Genomic DNA, 21,817 nt, shown 5'->3' with positions numbered 1-21,817 from the left:
CTTCTTTTGAATGGGTCCAGCAGCAACTACGATTAGCCTAAACTTTGTTATTCTACTGTAAATAAATTGGAAGCAGTTTTTGGCAAGTACAGTATTTAAGTTAAGCTGGACAAATATATACAGTCATAATTAAATATCATCGATGAAGAAATGAAGCGGCCTTGCTCCTGAATTAATGGAGAAAGGCCGTTTCATTATGTGTCAGTCTGTAAACGTTCAAGGTTTCAGCGAGAGGTTGTCCACCTGAATGCTTGGGACGAGGAATTCTCCTGCGAAGAATATTCAAGTTTTATAGGTTAAACATCCTCACAGGTATTGATCCTGTTTATATCCAAAATTTCATTCACATGATGTTCTTCAAATTGGTCAAGCAGAGCGTCCAAACCGTACTTGAGCTTATGCTCAAGCTCTTCCAGATAGATGGGGAGGATCGCATAAAAGTGTACGGTTTGTCCCTCCTCCATATCCAGCGTCAGAAAATCTTCATGCACCTCAAGCGGAGGCAGGACGATAAAGGCACACATGTCCGTGTTGCCGGAGAGTGGTAGCGCGGGATCACCATTCGGTACAGTATGCCCCCAGCTCAGCCAGGTATCGTAGTCATGCGGCAGACGAGCCATCGTTTTCAACCAGCGTATTGGCCAGTAGTTTTCCGAGTTCTCCAGTTCCTCCTGTAATAGCGGCCAATCTGGCGGCAAACAGATCATCAGCTCTGCATACTCGTATTCCTGTGCATCTTCAGGTGTGTTCATCGGCAAAGCACTCATCCCGGTTGTATACAACGTATAATAATTGCGTTCCGGCGTTGGGCGAACGATATGAACATCGATGTGCACCTGGTCTGACACCAGCTCATGGAATACGGATTCGGCTTCACCGAGATATTTGTCAGCGTGTTGTTCAATCCGTTTCAGCCAGCTCTCTTCGACGTAAGAAGTAGATTGCCACTCACGTTCATGCTGCTTGTGACGAAGAATAGGAACGCCAGCGGGCGAAAACTCTGATGAATTGCACATGCTTACCTCTCCCTTACACAAAATGGTATATTGGCCTTTTCATCATATCATATCGGGCACAGAAGCAGCGGGATTCTTTGGTCGGATGCTGTAGGGCATGTTCAGCAGCAGCAACGGTCAGTCTTCCGTTTAGGTTGCTGATTACGACTGATTCGAGTATTTTTCGTATTCAGGTGCTGTAGTATTAATAATGTTAATGATTTTGCGCTGGGCATCTCGTGCCTCAGGAATAGGATATAAAACAAATACATGGTTCATTTTGGGATAAACATACGTATGATGCTCAATCCTTTGATCTGTAAGCAGCTTGTCCAGTCTCATATTGTCAGGAAACAAACCTTCATGCGTGCCAATAAAGATACTGATCTTGCCCAAACCATTAAAATTTCCATAGATGGGGCTGATTAATGGATCATGCAGCGGTTTATCGGCTGCCCAGATTCGGCGAATGACATCGTAACCTTCCACGGCCAGCATCGGGTCTCGAGTTTCGTAATCAAAGATCACCGGGTTGTCCAACACCATATCTACACAAGGCGATAACAGAATGATATCTTTAGGTTGAGGCAGATTATGCATGTTTACATAATGGGCCAAGCCAAGAGAGATGTTGCCGCCAGCGGAATCACCCATAACGGTTATCTGTGCCGGATGGTCTACGGAACCCAGAATGTCGCGATATATTTGAAGCAGTTTGGGATACGTATGCTGGTAATTATAATGTGGCACTTTCGGATAGATTGGAGCAATAACTTTGGCATGCAGCGCTTGGGCCATACGATCCATGAACTTCCAGTGTAGGGATAATGGCTGATGTGTATGGGCTCCGCCATGGATATAGAGAATGACCTTTTGTGCGCGAGAGTGTTGGTCGTTTAATGTAAATACTTGAATGTCTTCATAGATATGCTCTGTTATGGAGGAGGCTAATTTTACTTTTCCTATCTGATAAGGTTTAATATTTTCCTTGCCCATATGCTCCAGATGTTTGCGGGTAAGTTCCCGAGTTGATAAATTTTTTTTGCTATCTAACGTTGCGATATATTTCTCAAATATGTAGCTCGTAACAGAGCGTTTTTTGTTATGAATATAAAGGCTCATGTCTGGTTCACGTTCCTTCCTGATGAAATTAGAATATATGAGATGGAGGGGATTAAATAAAGTATAAAGCTTGAAGTACACTTCAAGGTCAATCCTGTTTGTGATGACTATCCTGTTGAATGGAACAGAGTTCTTGTTCAGTCTGGAGTGAAGCTGGTGCACGGGATATGTTATGATATGGACAGCGTGATAGAGCGATTGAAGGAGCAAAGGGTATGAATCAGAGCGTACAGCAGTTCAAAGCTGATTTTTTCAAGGCGCTGGCACATCCGATGCGTATCCGCATTCTGGAGCTGCTGAGTGAAGGGGATAAAAACGTTAATGAGCTGCAGAGCATTCTCGGATCGGAAGGTTCGGCTGTCTCTCAGCAGCTGGCAGTGCTGCGCAGTAAAAATGTGGTTCAAGGCACGAAGGAGGGCACAACGGTCACTTACTCCTTGCGTGATCCGCTGATTAAAGACCTGCTGGTGGTTGCCAAACAAATTTTTGACAATCATCTGGTCGATGCCATATCGATGCTGGAGGATATGCGCAAAGACAGCTGACACATAAAACAAGAGCAACTGCTGGCCTGGACCGGAGTCTCTTGTTTTTTTTGTTTGATTAAAGGAAAGCCGTATGATGTGAAATACGTGATATTTCCGGTTGACAGAGCATATATCAGGGAGTAGTGTTCAATATATATTCAAATATTCAAATATATGAAGAAAAGAAGGTTATGGAACATGAAAGGCATCGGAAGATATGCGGGTTATCGAATAGCCGATCTTCGCAAGGATCTAATATCGGGGCTGATTGTAGGGATTATAGCGATTCCGCTTGGCATGGCTTTTGCTATTGCCTCGGGAGTGAAGCCGGAATATGGATTGTATACCACCATTATTGCAGGTATTTTAATTTCACTGCTGGGCGGTTCCAAATTTCAGATTGGCGGTCCGACAGGGGCATTTATTCCCATCCTTTTTGCCATCGTGATGCAGTATGGTTATGAGAATTTGCTTATTGCCGGTATGATGGCCGGGCTGATGCTTATTGTTATGGGTATGTTTCGGCTGGGAGCCCTGATCAAATTCATTCCGAGACCCGTGACCATTGGATTTACAGCGGGCATCGCTGTTCTGATCTTTAGCGGTCAGATTGTTAACGTGCTTGGGCTTACCGGGGTTACGAAACATGAGGACTTTTACTCCAATATGAAAGAGATCGGGATTCACATCGGTACAATGAATATATATAGTTTGCTGACAGCGGGGGTGTGCCTGGCTGTTCTTCTGCTTGTGCCGAAATTTGCGCCCAAAGTGCCTGCTTCGCTGCTTGGCCTGATTTTGTCTACAGTCGTCGCGGCCATCTTCTTTAAAGGTCAGGTCGCTACGATTGGTTCATCCTTTGGTATGATTCCCGGTACATTGCCTGGGTTCCACCTGCCAGAGATCACATGGGAGCGAATTATCAATCTGTTGCAGCCTGCTTTTGTCATTGCGATGCTTGGCGGAATTGAATCCCTGTTATCCGCAGTGGTTGCTGATGGTATGACAGGCAGCCGTCATAACAGCAACCGGGAGTTAATTGGTCAGGGGGTAGCCAACCTTGTTACTCCGCTGTTCGGTGGTATTCCCGCCACGGGAGCTATTGCACGTACTGCAACAAATATTAAATCCGGCGCGGTATCTCCATTATCGGGTGTGATTCACGGGCTGGTTGTGCTGCTTGTCCTGATTCTGTTCGCCCCGTATGCTTCCCACATTCCGTTAGCGAGTATGGCACCTGTACTTATGCTGGTGGCATGGAATATGAGTGAACGGAAATCTTTTGCCCATGTACTGCGAACCAGAACAGGCGATTCACTCGTGCTGCTTCTGACCTTCCTGCTTACTGTATTCACAAGCCTGACGACAGCGGTTGAGATTGGTTTGATTATGGCCGTCATTCTGTTTGTCAAACGAATGAGCGAGATGCTTAAGGTGGCCAAGGTGCTGCCTGATCCCGATCACAAACATGAGAAGGTTATGGCTCACATGGTACGGGAAGGACATGATTGTCCGCAGATCAGCCTGTACACTATTGAAGGCCCGTTATTTTTTGGCGCGGCGGATATGTTTGAAAAATCGGTGATGGATTCACTCTCGGAGCGCCCGGGCATGCTGCTGCTGCGTATGGGAAAGGTTCCGTTTATGGATACGACAGGCGAGGCGAATCTGGCGAGTTTGATCAAGCATTTTGAACGATCAGGCGGTATTGTACTGCTGTCAGGCATTCAAGAGCAGCCGCTTGAAATGCTCAAACGCACAGGTTTGCTGGAGCGGATTAATCCAGCTCATCGATTCGAGCATACCGGGGAAGCAATCCATTATGCGTTACAGCATCTGAATCAAGAGAAATGCAAGGGCTGCAGGCATTTCGCATTTCGGGAATGTGCGGCCTTGTCGAGCGCTGGCACGGAGCCGGATCAGCAGCCGAAGTGGAAACCTGCTACTGCTGCTGCTGATAAAGTAAGCTTATAATTAATGTTCCAATATATTCCTGTATGGTATATATTCAGTATATTACACATGAATCAGACAGGAAGGGGCTTAACGATGTTTAATCAACCGACTGCTTTGCGTTCAGTATTGAGTCGAGCCTACCTGAAGTGGGCATTACAGGAACACTATGATATTGGAACATGGGAAGAATGTAGATTTTGGCTAAGAGGATTAAATGACACGTACCGGGTTCGGACGAGCGAGGGAACGTTTATATTACGTATCTATCGCACCGAGGTGACGGAAGCGGATGTTCACTATGAGCTGGATATGCTGACAATGCTGCAGGATCATCTGAAGACCAGCGTTCATACGGGAATCGGTGATTATATCCGGACAAAAGATCAGAGTGGCTGCATCATGATTGACGCGGCTGAAGGCAAACGCGCGGCAGTTATGTTCCATTATATTGAGGGTGTGGAAAATAATCTGGAGGACGAGGCTTCCTGTTATGCCTTTGGTCAATCTGCTGCTGAATTACACCGGGCGATGGACCAGATCAAGCTTGGTTCCGGGCGGGATCATTCCCGATTTGAACTGGATACGAAGTTCCTCATCGATGAGCCTTTGGAACGGATTATTCGCTACATCGGAGAAAGCCATGAAGAAGCAGCTTTTTTACGAGCATTTGCCAGTACGTTAAAAGACCAAATTCAGACCGTCTCGGGCAGTGGATTGGACTACGGTTTATGCCATGGCGATATGCACGGTAATAACAATGTGTTTCAACAACAGGAGCGGTTCATCCATTATGACTTCGAGTGGGCAGCACCGGGCTGGCGCGCATATGATCTGGCCCAGGTGAAAATTCGCAAGCGTCAATCCGGTAATCCAGAACAAAAACAGCAGCTGTGGGAGGCGCTCATGAAAGGATATCGCTCCGTTCGGAGCTTCACAGACGCAGATGAGCAGGCGGTTGATCTGTTTATCATCGCTCGCCGCTTCTGGGTTATGGGGCTGGATGTCGCCTTTATCGAGAGTGATATGGGAGCACTGGATTATGGTAGCGATTGGCTGAATGACTTCGTCGAGGAGTTTCGGGAGACGAGGATTGTGAAATAACGAGTTTAAAAATTATAAAAAACGAGTACGCGGATCTTATGCCTGCGTACTCGTTTTGGTATTTAACAGAATTACAGCCACGCTTCGGTTATTATCGCAGTCAGTCAGTTGGATGACTGGGAAGCCGTGGAAGCTGCTGAGGCTGCAATGGCCGCGGTCATGGCGGCTTGCTGAGCAATGATCATATGTGTAATCGTTGTTGACATCGATGTTGTAAGCACATCCTTGCGCAGATGCTCCACATGTTCAAGCATAGTCAGAGCAGACGAGAAGAGTAGCAGCTCCTGTTTGGTGATAGACCACGCCCCGAACCCCTTCTGCTCTCGCAACCATTGATACGTGTTCACTACATCATCTGCCAGCGCTTCTGGATCGGCAGATAATAGCGACAAAAGTCCGAGAGAAGGCAAGGTGTACAGTTTATCCATCCGAAGCTTTCTTGCCCGGAAGGCATCACTCAAGGCCAATACACGCGCACTGACCTCAGGGTGATCCTCTCCCATAACCAGGATCTGTGTTAAGGATTGCAGCCCGTTTCCGGCGGAGAAGTATGGCTTTAAGTCCTGGTACAGCAGCTTCATACGTGTCACCGTAGAATCCAGCTCCAGACCGGATAAGGCTAACATGGCTGTGAAAATGTAATCATCGCGTCCCGTCAGGAAGGGATGCTCCGCTTTCATCCGGTCGTAGAATGACTTGGCCCGCTCCACCACAGGCTGGAATTGCCCTGGTTCAGCCTGAGTAGCAATCTGATATGCGGCTATCACTAAATATTCAGAAGTGCGAAACTTCATTTCTTTCATGAGATCATAAACATGAAAAGTATCCTGCAGCCTGGCAGGTCCATCGCTAGTCAGAGAAAGCATGGCCGCGATGACAAAGGCAGAGTGACCTCGAAATGCGGAGAATCGTTTGGTTTCCTGTTTGATCAACTCATTGCTTTGGCGAATCGCTTCCACATCTGCGGTTCTATTCTCCGCAGCGTAGAGAAGAGCAGCCATGCGATGCATCGCAGTATGCTGCCATTTGAAGGCTTTCTTGATCGTCTCAGTGTTGGAAACGAATAATTCAACTTGTTCGATGTGCATAAGGCAAACCTCCCAATAATGAATGTATTTACGTCAGCATGAGGCATACGAGGTGAATCAGGGCAATCAACCCCATCGGATAGATTAAGGAACGGGAGAACCTGTTTTTGAATTCGTTCTGAGGATGCTTTTCGAAAAAGAAATGCAGCACGGTATGTATGATGAAAAATATATCCAGTACCCAGAATGTTATGGTCTGATAGGAGCTGAACAGTAGTGAGAGAATGATCGTATACAGCGGAAGATGAATCCAGGTGAAACAGGTATAGGCCTGTTCCTGCTTCATATCTTTTAACACGATAAACAACTTCCATTCAGACCGCCGGATGGCATCCATTTCATGCAGCAGAAACAGAGACAGGTTAAACAGAAATAAGATCAACAACCAACTTGGCACAAATATTCTCCTTTTTTATTTTTGATAATCGATCTCTAAGGGCATTAAATATCAATACGTCACTCCAGTTGGAAAGTTTCCAGTAAGGTGACCGAATTTCTCTTCCTCACATTCCATATTGTATTTCCGGCGCACATCTCGTACAATTTGGTGAAGCAATTCTGCATTGCGTTAATGTGAATGAAATTGAAACGGGTTGGAGACAGTAAGCTGTATTTCAGAAAAGGGGAGAATCACTTGGAATCGAAAGAATTATCACGCGGGTTAAAACCTCGTCACGTTGAGCTGATTGCACTCGGCGGTACGATCGGTGTCGGGTTGTTCATGGGATCGGCAAGCACGATCAAATGGGCAGGTCCATCCGTATTGCTGGCCTATTTAATGGCCGGTATCATTATCTTTTTTATTATGCGTATTATGGGAGAAATGTTGATTCAGGAGCCGGTGACGGGTTCATTTGCGACATTTGCCCACAAATATATCAGCCCGCTTGCCGGGTTCCTCACGGCCTGGAGTTACTGGTTTCTGTGGGTTACGGTGGGCATGGCCGAAGTCACGGCAATCGGGATTTACGTCGGGTACTGGTTCCCGGATATTCCCCAGTGGCTACCGGCGCTTGCGGGGGTACTGATCATTGCAGCCGCGAATCTGGCAGCGGTAAAGTTTTACGGGGAATTCGAGTTCTGGTTTGCCTTGATTAAGGTAACGGCCATTGTGGTGATGATTGTGATCGGCACGGGTCTGATCTTCTTCGGATGGGGCAACGGAGGACAGCCGATCGGCTTGTCCAATCTTGTAAATCACGGGGGCTTTTTCCCGGGAGGAATTAAAGGTTTCCTGTTTGCATTATGTATTGTGACCGCAGCTTATCAAGGGGTTGAGATGGTAGGCATTACAGCTGGTGAAGCCGAAAATCCGAAATACACACTGCGCAAAGCGATCAAAAACATCGTATGGCGTATTCTCATTTTCTACGTTGGCGCGATATTTGTCATCGTTACGCTGTATCCATGGAACGAGGTTGGTGAGACTGGAAGTCCATTCGTGCTTACCTTTGCCAAAGTGGGGATTGTAGCTGCCGCGGGCATTATTAACTTCGTGGTACTGACAGCAGCGATGTCGGGATGCAACAGCGGAATCTACAGCGCAGGACGGATGTTATACACACTGGCAGAGAACGGACAAGCACCTGCCTTTTTCAAAAAGCTGTCCAAAGGCGGGGTTCCCCGCAACAGTATCGTAGTGACCATCTCGCTGCTTCTGATCGGGGTCGTTCTTAACTATCTGATGCCGGATTCGAAGCTGTTCCTGTATATTTACAGCGCAAGTGTGCTGCCGGGTATGGTGCCTTGGTTTGCACTGGCGTTCAGTCAGTTCAAATTCAGAAAGCGCTGGGGAAAGGAGCTGGCGGATCACAATTTCAGATCCAAATGGTTCCCGATCAGCAACTATATTATTATTGTGTACCTGGTTCTGGTTATTTTCGGTATGGCCTTTAACCCGGACACACGCCTGCCGCTGATTGTCGGTGCATCGTTCATGGCTCTTGTAGTTATTGGTTATTACGTATTTGGCATCGGAAGCCGGCAATCGAAGGGGAATGATAGAAACTAATAAGGTTGGGCCAAGTCACAACATGAGAAGGTAACACTTTAACAAGCACCGTTTGCGAATATAATAAAAGCCGCCTGTAAAGCGGTCAAGATACACTCCTGGAATCGTATTGAAGGACCTGTCCAAAGTCCAATGCGTTCCTGGAGTGTTTTTTTGTGCAGTTTAAATCACGGGCATCTCGGTTACAAAGGAAAGAGAGAACCTTTACACAGATGAACAGATGAAACGCATAACACATAACCAGGAACCGAGGAGGAATAGAATATGACAAAACAGGACCAGCACACCATTCAAGATCCAACGACACAATATCCGAAGGCCACTTCAGCATGGAAACAGCAGCAGGAGGAGCCAGGATTGCAGCGTAAGATGACACCAGTACCCGATTGCGGTGAAAAAAGTTATCAGGGCAGCGGCCGACTAACGGGCCGTAAAGCCGTAGTGACCGGGGCAGATAGCGGCATCGGCCGGGCGGCGGCTATTGCCTATGCACGTGAAGGGGCCGATGTGGTGCTCTCCTACCTGCCGGAAGAGGAAGCAGATGCGAAAGAGGTTGTACAGCTGATCGAGGAAGCTGGCCGCAAAGCGGTTGCTGTTCCGGGTGATCTGAAGGACGAGAAATACTGTGGACAGCTGATTGAAACTGCGGTAAAAGAGCTGGGCGGCATCGACATTCTTGCTAACGTTGCAGGCAAGCAGCAGTTTGTGGAGCAGATCGAAGACCTGACCACAGAGCAATTTGATGCCACGTTTAAAACCAATGTGTATTCCATGTTCTGGCTATGCAAGGCAGCGGTGAAACATATGAAGGCAGGCGGTTCGATTATTAATACATCGTCCATTCAGGCCTACAAGCCCTCCCCGATTTTGCTGGATTATGCCACGACCAAGGCTTCAATCAATACGTTCAGCAAGGCGCTCGCACAACAGGTTGGCAGCAAAGGCATTCGGGTGAATGTTGTTGCGCCGGGACCCGTCTGGACCCCTTTGCAGATTGTAGGTGGACAGCCTGTGGAGAAGCTGGCTGATTTCGGCAGCAATACTCCGCTGGGCCGGGCAGGACAGCCTGCGGAGATGGCTCCGGCGTATGTATTTCTGGCAAGTCAGGAATCCAGCTATGTGAGCGGGGAGACCCTGAATGCCAATGGAGGCACGGTTAGTCCATAAGGATTCATTTGTTTTTGTTAAGAAAAAGGGACAAAGCAGTTGTTGCGCTGCTTTGTCCCTTTTGTATGTCCGAGGTATGCTCTAGACATTACGATATTTATGAAGATTGAGTGTGTTCTTTATTTCTGCTCTGACTTCGTTTCCAATAATACATAGCTGCCCAAGGTGGCAAGCTGCGCGTTATCCAGCAGGGCTTCATTCACAGCAGTCAATGCTTCACCCGCTGCGGTCATCAGTTCATCGGAGTCAACCGGTGAGGCAAAACGAAGAATGACAGATGTCTCGCCTTTTTTCAGATGTGTCTCGGCTTTGCTCTTGTACTCGCTAATGGAATCGACTTCAAGGTCGTTCTGTACATAATAATCGTTGGCATCACTATCGCCCTTGAACTGATCCAGCTCGGAATCGAGCCAGTAGTCCTTGTCCGCTACCGTTTTCTGGCTTACAGCTGTCTCATCATTGGCGTTGTACAGGAAATAAGGAATGCCGGAGTTCGTCAGGTTATTGGTTGCATCCACATGTAACCACTCGTTTCCGATTTTAACCTTGTTCCATGCATGCGGTACACCGCTGGAGGTTCCCGTAACGACGATGCTTTCCAGTCCGGACAGGTCCGAGAGCAGCTTGTATACCGAAGCATAACTCGCACATACACCTACACCCTTAACTAGAATGCCGTATGTTGTGAAGGAATCGTTGAACTGTGCATCCACGTTTTTAAAGTTATTTTGCTCGGCGTTTTCCAGGGCAGCGTCATCGTATTTTGCATTGTCGTTCAAATAATCGTAGATAGCTTTGCGTTTCTCATCATCGCTCATGCCTTGTTTGATGATTGAAGCGACAACGTCTTTGCCTTTGGCAATAATCTCATTCTGTTTACGCTGAATATCGGCAGCCGATTCTTTGTAATGGATCGACAGGGTGAGTGTGCCATAGTTGTATTCGAATCCTTCTACGCCGAGAATGAGGGGATTCTGGTACATCACCTTCAAGACAACGTCCGAGAGTGTGGTGAAATTCTGTGCTTCAGGAAAAGCTTTCAGCGAGATGCTGTCCTGAGCGGCAATCATATTTTTAGCTAAAACTTCTTCCAGAGCTGAATCTGCGTTTATGAACGCATCCCCTGTAGCTGGTTCAGGCACAGTCTCCTGATTTCCCTGCTCCACCTGCTGCTCGGTATTAGACTTTTGCTCATCGATTAGGTTCTCATCGGCAGCTGGCTCTGGGGCAGCTGTTTCATCCGAAGGAGCATTTGTAGAATCGCTAGTCGTTGCTTCTTCGCTGGTACCGTCTGTAGCCTCTGTTGCGGCATTCGATGACGTGTCGGTATTTTCTTCTACTGCTGGTGGTGTGTCATTATTGATAATCGTTGGTACATCTGGTGCAGGCACATAAGGTGTGTCGTTTTTGGGTTCAACGAATCCGTTGCTGGAATCTGCCACACGCTGCTGTGCAAGGTGATCCAGATCCTCCTGGGTCACATTCTCTACACGGACGTAACTTTTAAGTGCTGTTCCTTTGACGTGGAAAGGAATTTCCGTTTCAAGGAACTCTGAAATCTTCACATTAGCCGTATCATAGACAATTGTCTCACGGGCTAGTGAGCCGTCATTGTATTCCACCGTAATTTTCTGAGGCAGCTCGCTAACATTTTTTAACTTGTCTCGATAGAGTTCTTCTTTTAAAGATGAGGGTAACTGCGATGCCAGTGGAGCCGTAGCCACTCCATTACTAAAATTGGATTCCTTGCCGTCTCCGAGTGCGGTTACGTAGTATTCTCCTATAATACCGAAATTTTGTCTCGTTGTAATGATGTCATTATAAATGCCAAGGCCGCCACGACCATCTTTCATAAAATCATTAAAGGTTGTTTCGTTTGTCGTTGCGACAAGCAATGGAATAGCTCCATCATATGCGCTCTCTGCTCCCTGAAGAGGAAGATTGCCAGAATCAAAAATTTTAGTTCGATCAATACGTTTATAAATGTTATATTGGGTTGCACCCTCAACCTTATCCCAGACCAGCTTGAACCGTCTGTCTTTGTCAATCTCATATCTAAGTTTAGGCACCGGAAGCTCGGATTTTACAGTAAAAGGGATAATGATAGGCTCGTCAAGCAAAGTGGGATTCTCTGCATCCGGATCATAGTTCAGACGAATATAATAGATGGGAGCACCGCCCCAACTGCTGTTTCCCTTTATGCGCATGGAATCGGAACTTAGCACACCCCAACCCAGTGGTCTTACTGAAACACTATTATCCTTGTAATCTACCAACCACGGAACTTCACTTGCTTTAAGGCCTTTAATATCGGTATGTACTGAAATGATATCATTGGAATAATAATCTATTTTACTCAGATCACCTTTAAACTTAAACGTAAATTCTTCATCCTGTGCCACATTGTACATGGGCATGATTGCTTTTTCGGAAGCTGTGCCATACTTTTCTTTCAGACTTAAAATGCTGGAGCCCTGTTTCGGTTCCGTCGGATTGCTTTCGGGATTACTGCTCTCCTGCTCACTGCTCTGGCATCCGGCCAACAGCAATGTTAATGCAAACATCATTGCTAATAATCGTTTCATGGTACACCACTTTCTATTTTTCTGGTTAAAACTCGATTTCAATCCTCTTACCCCTTAAACCTCCTATTAATTTCCTGATATTCATTGCTAGTGTATGGTCATACAGGCTTATTGTCAAGGAAATATAAGGGGCTTAAAGGCCTGTAACTAGGTATAAAAGACCAACGTTCTCATGTTAAACCTATGCTAAAATAGTTCAATCATCGTTGATGCGTTCATCAATGGAGAATAACGTTGGAGGAGGCAGCCGTGCATGATTGCTGAGCAGATTGTCAGAATATTTTTTGAAGAAGTCCGATCAGGCCGGAATCCGGATTATGCAAGTCAGGTGATGGCAGAACAGGTGCTGGCTCATCAAGTGATATCCGAGGAAGAAGTCACGGTCAAGCGAACACCTTCCGATTATGCGGAGCATGTGCGCGAGATGATCGAAGCATACGGGGCGTTTACGCTGGAGATACAGGAGATGATCACACAAGGCAGCAAAGTATATGTGCGCTGGAAGCAAACAGGTACTCATACGGGACAGGTGGATCACTACAGCCCAACGGGACTCCCCGTGGTCGAGATCGCGAGTGCGGTCTATCGGGTGGAGAATGATCAAATTGCGGAGTATTGGATTCAGATTGATCGCCTGGGCATCGAGAGACAATTGGAGCGCAACCTGAACGGATAAAATATGACTTGTGACTATAGTGAAATTGGAATCAAAAACGGTCCTTTCTTTATGTTATAAGAGAGGGCCGTTTTAATTCGGAGAGTTGCATCAACGGTTAGAGTGAGCTTTACTTCGTATATTTCTGGACCCGGTACCAGTATGTATAGGCATCGGTGTATCCCAATTTTTCATATAATCTGCGTGCAGGAGCATTATTTGCGACCACTTGCAAATAGCTTGACTGTGCACCGCGCTGTTTACCCCAATGCAGCAGATGCAGAATCATCTGTTCTGCCAGACCACGGTTGCGATACGCTTTATCGGTGATGATATCATGTAGTCCAATGACTCTCCGTTCGAGTACGCCGAGACCACAAGCGACCACCTGACCCTCAATGGACAAGCTAATAAAGCACGTATGTGCACGGACATTCCGCAGCATCTGTGACATTGTTTTCCGCAATTCTTCGTTTACCGAACCGAAGCGACACAAGTGATGCAGCCATTCGTCTGTCAGTTGCTCATCGATAAGTATATCCAGGGGATCGGGGGCTTTCAAATCGTCCAAATTTCGAAGCTGTACAATCGTTGGATCAACGACAGTATAACCTCGATGCTGCAGCAGCTCGTCTATATTTTCAGGCTGGACAAAAGGTGTGATTTTAAAAATGGTGCTTAACTGATTGGAGTTATATATGTTCTCACATGTTATAATTTTCTCATGCACATCCAGTGTAGAAGTGTAGATCGGCTGCACGGAGTTGGCGCGTTTCGAATACCCGTTGGCAAACCGCAGCACCCACCCGTCATATAATGATGTGGATAAAGGCTGCCAGTGATTAAGCGTTAATTCTTCAATCTGGCGATATGTGGATTCCGTCATCTGCACTCGCTTTGGCCTCCTTCGTATAGTAATATAATTTATAATAATACAAATATGTGTATAAAAATTCAACCGAAAATGATAGAGCAATAATCTTATCCTGGTTAGCATCATGGTATACAGTCTGTAGAACAGAGCAGCTCAAGTCATAGAAATGGAGTACAGCATGATTACGATCGAGATTCAGGGACAAACGGTGAAGTGTCATATCGAATTCGGCAAACGAAAAAAGGCCTCCATCACGATGGATTTGCCTTATATGGTCACGATTAAAGCGCCAAATGGTACGAGTGAGGAGGTGCTTCGGCAGCTGGTCATGCAGCATGGTGCAGAGATTGTAGAGAAATCGGCCCGAATGCAGCAGGTACTGGATGGTCCCCAAGCCAAGGAATACGAGAAAGAGGGCAGAGGGACATTTTTGTTATTTGGCAAGGCTCATGCCCTGCATGAACTGATTCCGGTAGAGGGACTTACTGAAGAAGAGCTGCGTGCGAATCTGAAAAAGTTTTATTTTGCCGAATGTAAACGCATGATCGGGCAGCGAATTACACGTTATCAGCAGGAGCTGAAGGTGAAGCCGAAGTCCATTGAGATCGTAGACTCTCCCACGAAATGGGGCAGCTGCAGCTGGGACAAAAAACTGACGTTTAATTACCGCCTTGCCATGGCACCGCCAGAGGTAATGGATTACGTTATAATCCATGAGCTATGCCATATTCATCATATGAATCATGACCGCTCGTTCTGGCGGCGGGTAGGTAGTATAATGCCGGATTACAAGGAAAAAGAAGATTATCTGATGCGCAATGGACGTGCGATGACGCTGTAAATGAACCAAGAGAATACTATGGCTCTTCATATTGAATGCATGATTCAACAAATAATATGGTTGTAAGTGAAAGGAGAACAAGATGAATCAAAATGGGCAGCATTCGGCGCTGGTGGAAGAATATATCGCCGCATTTCCGGCAGATGTGCAGCAGAAATTGCAGAGGCTGCGGCAGATGATTCGGGAGGCAGCCCCGCTTGCCGAAGAAAAGATCAGTTACAAGATGCCGACATATGCGCAGCATGGGAATCTGGTTCATTTTGCCGCATATAAGAATCATATCGGGTTTTATCCTGCAGCTAGCGGTATACTGGCATTCAAGGAACAGCTCTCCAGGTTCAAGGGAGCAAAGGGGTCTGTGCAGTTTCCGCTCGATGAGCCGCTGCCAGAGGATTTGATACGCCAGATCGTTGAATTCAGGGTAAAGGAGAATGTAGAGAGGAGTCAGAGATGAATAAAGCCTTGATCGTGCTTGATGTGCAGCGTGGTCTGACGAGTCTGAGAGATGTGTCTGCGACGGTTGAAAAGATTGAAGCAATCATTACAGTCTTTGAACGTATGAATTGGCCGATCGTATTTATCAAACATGCAGATGAGCAGGACGAGCAATCCTCACTTTACCGCCAGAAGACGGAGAATATTGAGATTGTTCTGGATACCAGGCAGCATCCTGTTTTTGAGAAAAGCAAGCCGAGTGCCTTTAGCAACAGTGAACTGAAAAAGTGGCTGCTTGGTCAACAGGTCGAGCATGTGTGTATTGTCGGTTTTAATATGGAATATTGTTGCTTGTTTACAGCAATTACCGCTGAACATGAGGGGTTTCAGGTAACCTTGATTGAGGATGCAGCCGGCACGGTGAATACGGAGGATACATACGAGATGAAGGGGCTGGATATCCCTGATTTTATCGGTTCAATTCTGAACTGGTCCGGCTGTGTTGAGGTTGTGTATACAGATGAGTTTTTGGAAAATGTTGCAGTGGATTCTCCGTTAAAGCCTTGATTAAGAGGCCTGACATCATACTTCCATTCAACAGCAGGATACTTCGGTAATCCGGCTGTTTTTTTGTGTTTTCAGAAGTCATTACTCCAAGGTACAGAGCTTGAATGAAGTGTTTTAGATGTCGGAATATACGAGAAAGTGTTGGAAAATAAGCTAAAATAATGATTGATAAAATCTTTGTGGAATGATAAGTTGTTATTAACTTATTTTGTTATAAATTATATAAAAAAGGAGAATTAAATGGTAAATGTATGCTTCGATCTGCATCCTTTAACAGAGCATCAGCAAAGAATATGGTATATGGAAATGTTATATCCGAATTCAGATGTATGGATGATTACAGCTAAGATAAGCATACCCGAACCTTTAGATTTTACCTTGCTGGAACGTTCGATCAACCTCATACTTGAGCAAAGACAGCTGCTGAGAACTCGAATTGTGCTGGATCAAGGCGAGAATAAGCAGTATATACCACCGTACGAATTCAGAACGATCCCTAGAATCGATCCCTTCTCTCTTCGTGATAACGAGACATGGACTGATTATGTGGACAAACATCCCATTCATCTTCATAGTGAGCATCTGATTCAGTTCTATGCCTATGAAGGAGAAGGTGAGTATGGATACATAATTCAAGCCCACCACATCATATGTGATGGTCTCAGCTTTATTCAGTTGATTAATGAAATTACGGCAATTTATCATGCTCAGTTGCAACCGGGCCGATCAGACAGGACATGCAGTTCGCCTCCATTTGATGACTATACCAGCTATCTGGAGAGTGAACGACAATATCTCGCTTCCAGGCGTTATGCGAAAGACCAGATTTTCTGGAAAGAGAAATTTCGAACCATGCCTGAATGGACAGAGCTCAAGCCGCATAATCCCCTTCTTACCAATACCGCAGCCAACAGAAAAATACGTTATATGGACCACTCGATGTATGTACGTTTGCAAGAGTTCTGCCATTTGAACAATGTCAGCATATTTACCTTTTTTCTCTCAACTCTGGCGATCCTGATACACAAACTCACTCATTGTACCGACCTGGTTGTCGGAACCAATTACGCTAACCGCACGAGCAGAACAGACAAGGAAACGATAGGCATGTTTGTCACAACGGTGCCTGTTCGAATCGGAATTGATCCGGAGCATACAGCGCTCGAATCCATTCAAATGATCTCCAACGAACAGAAGGAGGTACTGCGCCATCAGAAGTATCCCTATCACCAAATCATTCGTGAATTAAGAGATTCACTTTCCTTAATGGAGCTCAAGAGATTGTTTGGCATCTCCTTGGTCTACAGACCTGAGCGATTTGAGAAACTGCTGGGTCATGAGATTCAGTTTGAGAACAAATTCAACGGACATGAAACGAATGACCTGCTGATCAATATTATTGAAAAAGTCAATCAACATCAGATTGTATTCCAGTTCGAGTATCGCACGCAGCTGTTTACTGAACCTGAAGCAGACCAGCTGTTTGATCGCTTTCTGTACATGGCGGAAACCATTCTGAAGGATGCCGATCAGAGCATTCATCAGATCAACCTTGTCAGTGAGGCTGAGAGAAACTGGATGCTGAATGAATATAACAACACAATGAAAGCGTATCCAAATAATCGCACGGTCATTCAACTGTTTGAAGAGCAGGCTGTTAATAGACCTTTGGCAACAGCGCTCATTCTCGGTGAGCAGGAGATGAGCTACAGAGAGCTTAACGACCGGGCTAATCGCCTGGCTGCTCTGCTAATCAGCAGAGGCATCCGGCAGCGTGATCTGGTTGGTATTATGGCTTCCCACAGCATGGAGCTGGTTGTTGCCATTATGGCTGTGATGAAAGCAGGCTGTGCCTATATTCCGATTGACCCTGAATATCCCGATGAGCGAATTCAGCATATTTTGAAGGACTCACAGACGAGGTTTGTACTGGTCAATCAAGCGGCAGCTCTGCCGCAAAGTATTCAGACTATAGATTTACGTGAAATGAACAGGCCTGTTGATCCGACAGATAATCTGAATCTGGACATTCATATCAGCGATCTTGCATATGTGATCTATACCTCGGGCTCAACAGGAGCTCCCAAAGGAGTTCTGGTCGAGCACAGAGGATTAACCAATTATATTTGCTGGGCAAGTGATACGTATGTCAAAGGAAAGAAAACCACTTTTTCCTTGTATTCGTCCATTTCGTTTGACCTGACTATTACGTCCATTTTCACGCCACTGATCACAGGCAACGCTGTGGTAATATACCACTCGCCGCAGAACAAGGCTTTGGTTGCAGAGGTTGTATCTGACCCGCGGGTAGATTTGGTCAAGCTGACGCCTGCCCATCTGCAGCTGATTCAGGATATGAAGCTGATGCAGCATTCCAATGTCACCACGTTTATTGTTGGCGGGGATAATCTGAGCACCTCACTCGCTCGAACCATTACACAGCAAAGCAGCCATGAAGTGACCATATTTAATGAATATGGGCCAACGGAAACGGTGGTGGGCTGTATGATCTATACCTTTAATCCTCAGTTGGACCAGACGGAAAATGTACCTATTGGAAAACCTATTCAGAACACATCGTTATATGTACTTGATCGGTCGCTTCAGTTCGTTCCGGTGGGTGTTCAAGGTGAGTTGTTTGTCGGAGGAGACGGTGTGACAAGAGGCTATTTGAACAGACCTGATCTGACAGCCGCCAAATATGTCGAGCACCCGGACTTTCCTGGCAGACGATTATATCGAACCGGGGATGTATGCCGGCTGAGAGAAGATGGACAGATGGAATATCTCGGCCGAACGGACGATCAGGTGAAAGTTCGTGGATATCGAATAGAACTTGGTGAGATTAAGGCAGCACTTCTGAAAATAAAAGGCATTCGTGATGCTGCTGTCAGTGTCCGAGGTGAGCATCAATCGAAACAACTATGTGCTCACTATGTGAGTGAAACAGACTTTGCCCAGCGGAGTATCCGTGAACACCTGGCTTTCCATTTGCCCGAATATATGATTCCGACACATTTGATTCAAGTGTCAACGATACCGCTTACCATCAATGGCAAGATTGATTATTACGCACTGCCCATGGAGAACTCGATGAAGGAGGAGAGCCATCTCCGAGTTGCTCCGGTCTCTGAGGCAGAGCAGCAGTTAGCGGAGATCTGGTGTGAGCTTCTGGAGCTGGACACGGTCGGAGTCACGGATCATTTCTACGAGCGAGGCGGGGATTCACTAAAGCTGATACAGATTTATACCAGATTGACCCAGACAGGTTATGACTTCTCCATTAACGATATGTTTAAATTCCCTACAATTCGTTCCTTATGTACACATCTGGATCAACTTGTAGAAGGAAGGGAAGGCAGGGTGGATATGAAACATACCGCAGCAAGACCATCCAAGGATGAATGGTTAAACGAGATTATAGGTAAGCCGGTGGCGCTTTCGAAGGATATTGCAAGTGTTCCTCCAGAACAGAAAGGGGCCATGTCATTTAACCAGGAGGCATTATGGCTCGTTGAACAATTTGAGGGGAAGAGCACCAAATATAACATCCCCGGACACGTCATATTCAAAGGCACTTTCTCTGTAGATGCCTTCACGTATGCCTTGAACCAGATTGTGCGCAGACATGATGTGCTTCGAACGTATTTTGTTATGGAACAAAACATGCCCGTGCAGCGAGTCCGGCCTTACGAGCCCTTTGAATTGGAGGTTCAGTATTCACTGCGAGACGACTCAGAGGCCAGCCTGAAGCGTGTTATCGAAGAAGAATCCAGACATCAGTTCAATCTGGAGACCGGGCCCATGTACTATTTCCGTTTATACCAGATCGATGAGCATAAACATTTTGCTTATTTCAACTTCCATCACATTATATTTGATGGCTGGTCACAGCAGGTGCTTATGAGTGAGATGGATACGTACTACAATGCTTATCTGACAGAGGATAATGTGAATCTGGAGGAACTCAGCATCCAATATTCTGACTATTCACATTGGCAAAAAGGAATATGGTTAACGTCCGAGTTTCCGATTTTACTAGATTACTGGAGCAATCAGCTGAAGAACGGGGCAAGTCGTTCCATTAAGGTGCTGCCCTATGATCGGGAACCGGAGGTTGATACGGGTGATGCGGGAGAAGTGTTATTTTCGGAGATTCCAATCGATAGGATTGAACGGGCCAAACAGGCGGGGATGAAAAGCAATGCCAGTCTGTACATTACGATGTTAACAGCGTATAAGGTGCTTCTCTATTTTTACTCGGATGTAACCGAGATCGTCGTTGGCACACCAGTGGCGAATCGCAATCGGGCAGAGGTGCAGAAGCTGATCGGATATTTCTCTAACAGTCTCGCGCTGAAGACGGAGATTGATCCTGAGCAATCGATGGACGCACAGATTATCATGGTGCGAAACACCGTATTTGAGGCGTTTGACCATCAAGAGATGCCCTTCGGTAAACTGATTGAGCTTCTGAACCCGGATCGTACGACAGGGCTAACTCCATTTTTTCAATCCTGGTTTGTTCTTGACGTGAAAACCACCTACGGCATCAAGGGACTCGATATATCCCAGAATGAAGTTTTGTGGGGTCACAGCGGCAAGAGCAAGTGGGATCTGACCTTGAATCTGATTGAGGCCGATCAGATGATGAATGTGGTTGTTGAGTACAAAACCGAGCTGTTTAACAAATCAACAATGAAAAGATTTTTGCATGATTATGCTGCGCTTGTGCAGCTGATCGCTGAAGACTCCTCACGCAGTCTTCATGAGATCAGGGAGGAATGGGAGGTGATGTCCCATGCCTACAAGATGGAGCTGCTGAACAGCAGTAAAAACAAAAAGAAGTTCAGCAAAATCAAATCATAGGAGGAATGAACATGAAAAAGAAGTTTGATAAAGGTGCTCAGATGGTCATGCAAAAGGAACTTGTCAAACAATCGCTGCTGGCCGAGGGCCAAGAACTGCCTTTGGTTATCAAACCGAATATTGCGGGGCTTGATCTGAATCAGTGGTATCTAAACAATAAAGAGCTGGTTGAAGAGAAGATATTGAAGCATGGAGGTATCCTGTTCAGAGGATTTGAAACGAAGACACCGGAGAGCTTTTACCGTTTTATCGATGTGAGCTGCCCGGAGCCGCTCAGCTATAAGGAGGGAGCAACACCGAGAACACAAGTCCAGGGAAAGGTGTATACGTCAACTGAATTTCCGAATGAAGAAACGATTGCACCTCACAATGAGCTGTCCTATGTGATGACCTGGCCTAAAAAAATCTGGTTTGCCAGCATGATTGTGGCGGATGAGGGGGGAGAAACGCCAATCGTTGATGTGCGCAAAGTATACAACCTTATTGATCCGGAGATTCGGGATGTATTTGCTGAAAAGGGCTGGATGCTGGTTCGCAATTATGGCAGCGGATTTGGACAAACGTGGCAGTACGTTTTTCATACCGAATCCAAGGAGGAAGTCGAGCAGTATTGCCAGGAGAATAACATGTCCTTTCACTGGAACGAGGATGGAACGCTGACAACAAAACAGGTAAGACCCGCAATTACCATCCATCCTGACACGAATGAAAACCTGTGGTTCAACCATATCGCCTTCTGGCACAGCAGCAGCTTGAATGAGGAAGTGCGCAACCTGATGCTGGAGGAATTCGGAGAAGAGGGTCTGCCCTACCAGACTTATTATGGGGACGGGAGCCCGATTGATCCGTCTGTGGCAGCACATATTCGTCAGGCGTATGAAGATGCAACGATTGCTTTTCCATGGCAGGAGGGTGACATCCTGATGCTGGACAATATGCTGGTCGCGCATGCACGTAATCCGTATCAGGGCGAGCGCAAAGTGCTGGTTGCCATGGGTGAGCCGGTGAGTCGTTAACATATCCA

General features: G+C 46.3%; 17 protein-coding genes. 11 read left to right on the top strand and 6 right to left on the bottom strand.

What is annotated here, in order from left to right:
* Positions 1-296 precede the first annotated feature (296 nt).
* Together HNR77_RS27070 and HNR77_RS27065 are read right to left on the bottom strand one after the other, a co-directional pair.
* Positions 297-1,016 carry a suppressor of fused domain protein gene (locus tag HNR77_RS27070; protein WP_184190846.1) on the bottom strand — a complete coding sequence of 240 codons (720 nt, stop codon included), beginning with the start codon at positions 1,014-1,016 and terminating at the stop codon, positions 297-299.
* Between the two features lie 141 nt (positions 1,017-1,157).
* On the bottom strand, positions 1,158-2,117 hold the full coding sequence (locus HNR77_RS27065) for an alpha/beta hydrolase fold domain-containing protein (protein WP_184190844.1): 960 nt from the start codon (positions 2,115-2,117) through the stop codon (positions 1,158-1,160).
* A gap of 215 nt (positions 2,118-2,332) precedes the next feature.
* Between HNR77_RS27065 and HNR77_RS27060 the strand changes: the two genes are divergently transcribed.
* The 3 genes from HNR77_RS27060 (at position 2,333) to HNR77_RS27050 (ending at position 5,701) form a co-directional block, all read left to right on the top strand.
* Positions 2,333-2,662 carry an ArsR/SmtB family transcription factor gene (locus tag HNR77_RS27060; protein WP_111269748.1) on the top strand — a complete coding sequence of 110 codons (330 nt, stop codon included), beginning with the start codon at positions 2,333-2,335 and terminating at the stop codon, positions 2,660-2,662.
* A 180-nt stretch (positions 2,663-2,842) separates the two neighbouring features.
* Positions 2,843-4,618: a SulP family inorganic anion transporter gene (locus tag HNR77_RS27055; protein WP_184190843.1), complete on the top strand. Its 1,776-nt coding sequence runs from the start codon at positions 2,843-2,845 to the stop codon at positions 4,616-4,618.
* Between the two features lie 75 nt (positions 4,619-4,693).
* Positions 4,694-5,701: a phosphotransferase gene (locus tag HNR77_RS27050; RefSeq protein WP_184190841.1), complete on the top strand. Its 1,008-nt coding sequence runs from the start codon at positions 4,694-4,696 to the stop codon at positions 5,699-5,701.
* A 104-nt stretch (positions 5,702-5,805) separates the two neighbouring features.
* Here HNR77_RS27050 and HNR77_RS27045 read toward each other — a convergent pair whose 3' ends face one another.
* Complete coding sequence (locus tag HNR77_RS27045) at positions 5,806-6,789, bottom strand: DUF4003 family protein (protein WP_184190839.1); 984 nt, start codon at positions 6,787-6,789, stop codon at positions 5,806-5,808.
* A 28-nt stretch (positions 6,790-6,817) separates the two neighbouring features.
* A complete protein-coding gene (locus HNR77_RS27040) occupies positions 6,818-7,186 on the bottom strand; it encodes a DUF6713 family protein (protein WP_184190837.1) in 369 nt (122 codons plus the stop codon).
* A 237-nt stretch (positions 7,187-7,423) separates the two neighbouring features.
* Between HNR77_RS27040 and HNR77_RS27035 the strand changes: the two genes are divergently transcribed.
* Both HNR77_RS27035 and HNR77_RS27030 read left to right on the top strand, forming a co-directional pair.
* Positions 7,424-8,800, top strand: a complete 1,377-nt coding sequence (locus tag HNR77_RS27035) for an amino acid permease (RefSeq protein ID WP_184190854.1) — start codon at positions 7,424-7,426, stop codon at positions 8,798-8,800.
* Positions 8,801-9,064: 264 nt separating this feature from the next.
* Complete coding sequence (locus tag HNR77_RS27030; RefSeq protein ID WP_184190836.1) at positions 9,065-9,967, top strand: SDR family oxidoreductase; 903 nt, start codon at positions 9,065-9,067, stop codon at positions 9,965-9,967.
* Positions 9,968-10,086: 119 nt separating this feature from the next.
* On the opposite strand, the gene HNR77_RS27025 is transcribed toward HNR77_RS27030, so the two are convergent.
* Complete coding sequence (locus tag HNR77_RS27025) at positions 10,087-12,552, bottom strand: transglutaminase domain-containing protein (RefSeq protein ID WP_184190834.1); 2,466 nt, start codon at positions 12,550-12,552, stop codon at positions 10,087-10,089.
* Positions 12,553-12,805: 253 nt separating this feature from the next.
* On the opposite strand from HNR77_RS27025, the gene HNR77_RS27020 reads away from it, so the two are divergent.
* Positions 12,806-13,228 carry an ester cyclase gene (locus HNR77_RS27020; protein WP_184190832.1) on the top strand — a complete coding sequence of 141 codons (423 nt, stop codon included), beginning with the start codon at positions 12,806-12,808 and terminating at the stop codon, positions 13,226-13,228.
* A gap of 109 nt (positions 13,229-13,337) precedes the next feature.
* Here HNR77_RS27020 and HNR77_RS27015 read toward each other — a convergent pair whose 3' ends face one another.
* Positions 13,338-14,093: a GNAT family N-acetyltransferase gene (locus HNR77_RS27015; protein ID WP_184190852.1), complete on the bottom strand. Its 756-nt coding sequence runs from the start codon at positions 14,091-14,093 to the stop codon at positions 13,338-13,340.
* A gap of 169 nt (positions 14,094-14,262) precedes the next feature.
* On the opposite strand from HNR77_RS27015, the gene HNR77_RS27010 reads away from it, so the two are divergent.
* From HNR77_RS27010 to HNR77_RS26990, 5 genes are all read left to right on the top strand, one after another.
* The gene (locus HNR77_RS27010) at positions 14,263-14,922 is read left to right on the top strand and encodes a M48 family metallopeptidase (RefSeq protein ID WP_397367653.1); all 660 of its coding nucleotides are present in this window, start codon (positions 14,263-14,265) and stop codon (positions 14,920-14,922) included.
* Positions 14,923-15,004: 82 nt separating this feature from the next.
* A complete protein-coding gene (locus HNR77_RS27005) occupies positions 15,005-15,376 on the top strand; it encodes an iron chaperone (protein WP_184190828.1) in 372 nt (123 codons plus the stop codon).
* Positions 15,373-15,924: an isochorismatase family protein gene (locus HNR77_RS27000; protein WP_184190826.1), complete on the top strand. Its 552-nt coding sequence runs from the start codon at positions 15,373-15,375 to the stop codon at positions 15,922-15,924. The genes HNR77_RS27005 and HNR77_RS27000 overlap by 4 nt, the downstream gene beginning before the upstream one ends.
* Before the next feature lie 240 nt (positions 15,925-16,164).
* Positions 16,165-20,793 (top strand): non-ribosomal peptide synthetase, encoded by a 4,629-nt coding sequence (locus HNR77_RS26995; protein WP_260410938.1) that lies wholly within the window; start codon positions 16,165-16,167, stop codon positions 20,791-20,793.
* Between the two features lie 11 nt (positions 20,794-20,804).
* On the top strand, positions 20,805-21,809 hold the full coding sequence (locus HNR77_RS26990; protein WP_184190822.1) for a TauD/TfdA family dioxygenase: 1,005 nt from the start codon (positions 20,805-20,807) through the stop codon (positions 21,807-21,809).
* Positions 21,810-21,817: the final 8 nt, after the last annotated feature.

The sequence above is a fragment of the Paenibacillus sp. JGP012 genome, from assembly GCF_014203995.1.
Lineage (GTDB): Bacteria > Bacillota > Bacilli > Paenibacillales > Paenibacillaceae > Paenibacillus > Paenibacillus silvae.
Note: the sequence above shows the minus strand (reverse complement) of the source record. Positions and strands in the feature narration are given on the sequence as shown.

What these genes read in the sequence shown, in the direction of transcription:
- HNR77_RS27070 (WP_184190846.1), bottom strand. Translation starts at nt 1,016, where the DNA reads ATGTGCAATTCATCAGAGTTTTCGCCCGCTGGCGTTCCTATTCTTCGT.
- HNR77_RS27065 (WP_184190844.1), bottom strand. Translation starts at nt 2,117, where the DNA reads ATGAGCCTTTATATTCATAACAAAAAACGCTCTGTTACGAGCTACATA.
- HNR77_RS27060 (WP_111269748.1), top strand. Translation starts at nt 2,333, where the DNA reads ATGAATCAGAGCGTACAGCAGTTCAAAGCTGATTTTTTCAAGGCGCTG.
- HNR77_RS27055 (WP_184190843.1), top strand. Translation starts at nt 2,843, where the DNA reads ATGAAAGGCATCGGAAGATATGCGGGTTATCGAATAGCCGATCTTCGC.
- HNR77_RS27050 (WP_184190841.1), top strand. Translation starts at nt 4,694, where the DNA reads ATGTTTAATCAACCGACTGCTTTGCGTTCAGTATTGAGTCGAGCCTAC.
- HNR77_RS27045 (WP_184190839.1), bottom strand. Translation starts at nt 6,789, where the DNA reads ATGCACATCGAACAAGTTGAATTATTCGTTTCCAACACTGAGACGATC.
- HNR77_RS27030 (WP_184190836.1), top strand. Translation starts at nt 9,065, where the DNA reads ATGACAAAACAGGACCAGCACACCATTCAAGATCCAACGACACAATAT.
- HNR77_RS27025 (WP_184190834.1), bottom strand. Translation starts at nt 12,552, where the DNA reads ATGAAACGATTATTAGCAATGATGTTTGCATTAACATTGCTGTTGGCC.
- HNR77_RS27020 (WP_184190832.1), top strand. Translation starts at nt 12,806, where the DNA reads ATGATTGCTGAGCAGATTGTCAGAATATTTTTTGAAGAAGTCCGATCA.
- HNR77_RS27015 (WP_184190852.1), bottom strand. Translation starts at nt 14,093, where the DNA reads ATGACGGAATCCACATATCGCCAGATTGAAGAATTAACGCTTAATCAC.
- HNR77_RS27005 (WP_184190828.1), top strand. Translation starts at nt 15,005, where the DNA reads ATGAATCAAAATGGGCAGCATTCGGCGCTGGTGGAAGAATATATCGCC.
- HNR77_RS27000 (WP_184190826.1), top strand. Translation starts at nt 15,373, where the DNA reads ATGAATAAAGCCTTGATCGTGCTTGATGTGCAGCGTGGTCTGACGAGT.
- HNR77_RS26995 (WP_260410938.1), top strand. Translation starts at nt 16,165, where the DNA reads ATGGTAAATGTATGCTTCGATCTGCATCCTTTAACAGAGCATCAGCAA.
- HNR77_RS26990 (WP_184190822.1), top strand. Translation starts at nt 20,805, where the DNA reads ATGAAAAAGAAGTTTGATAAAGGTGCTCAGATGGTCATGCAAAAGGAA.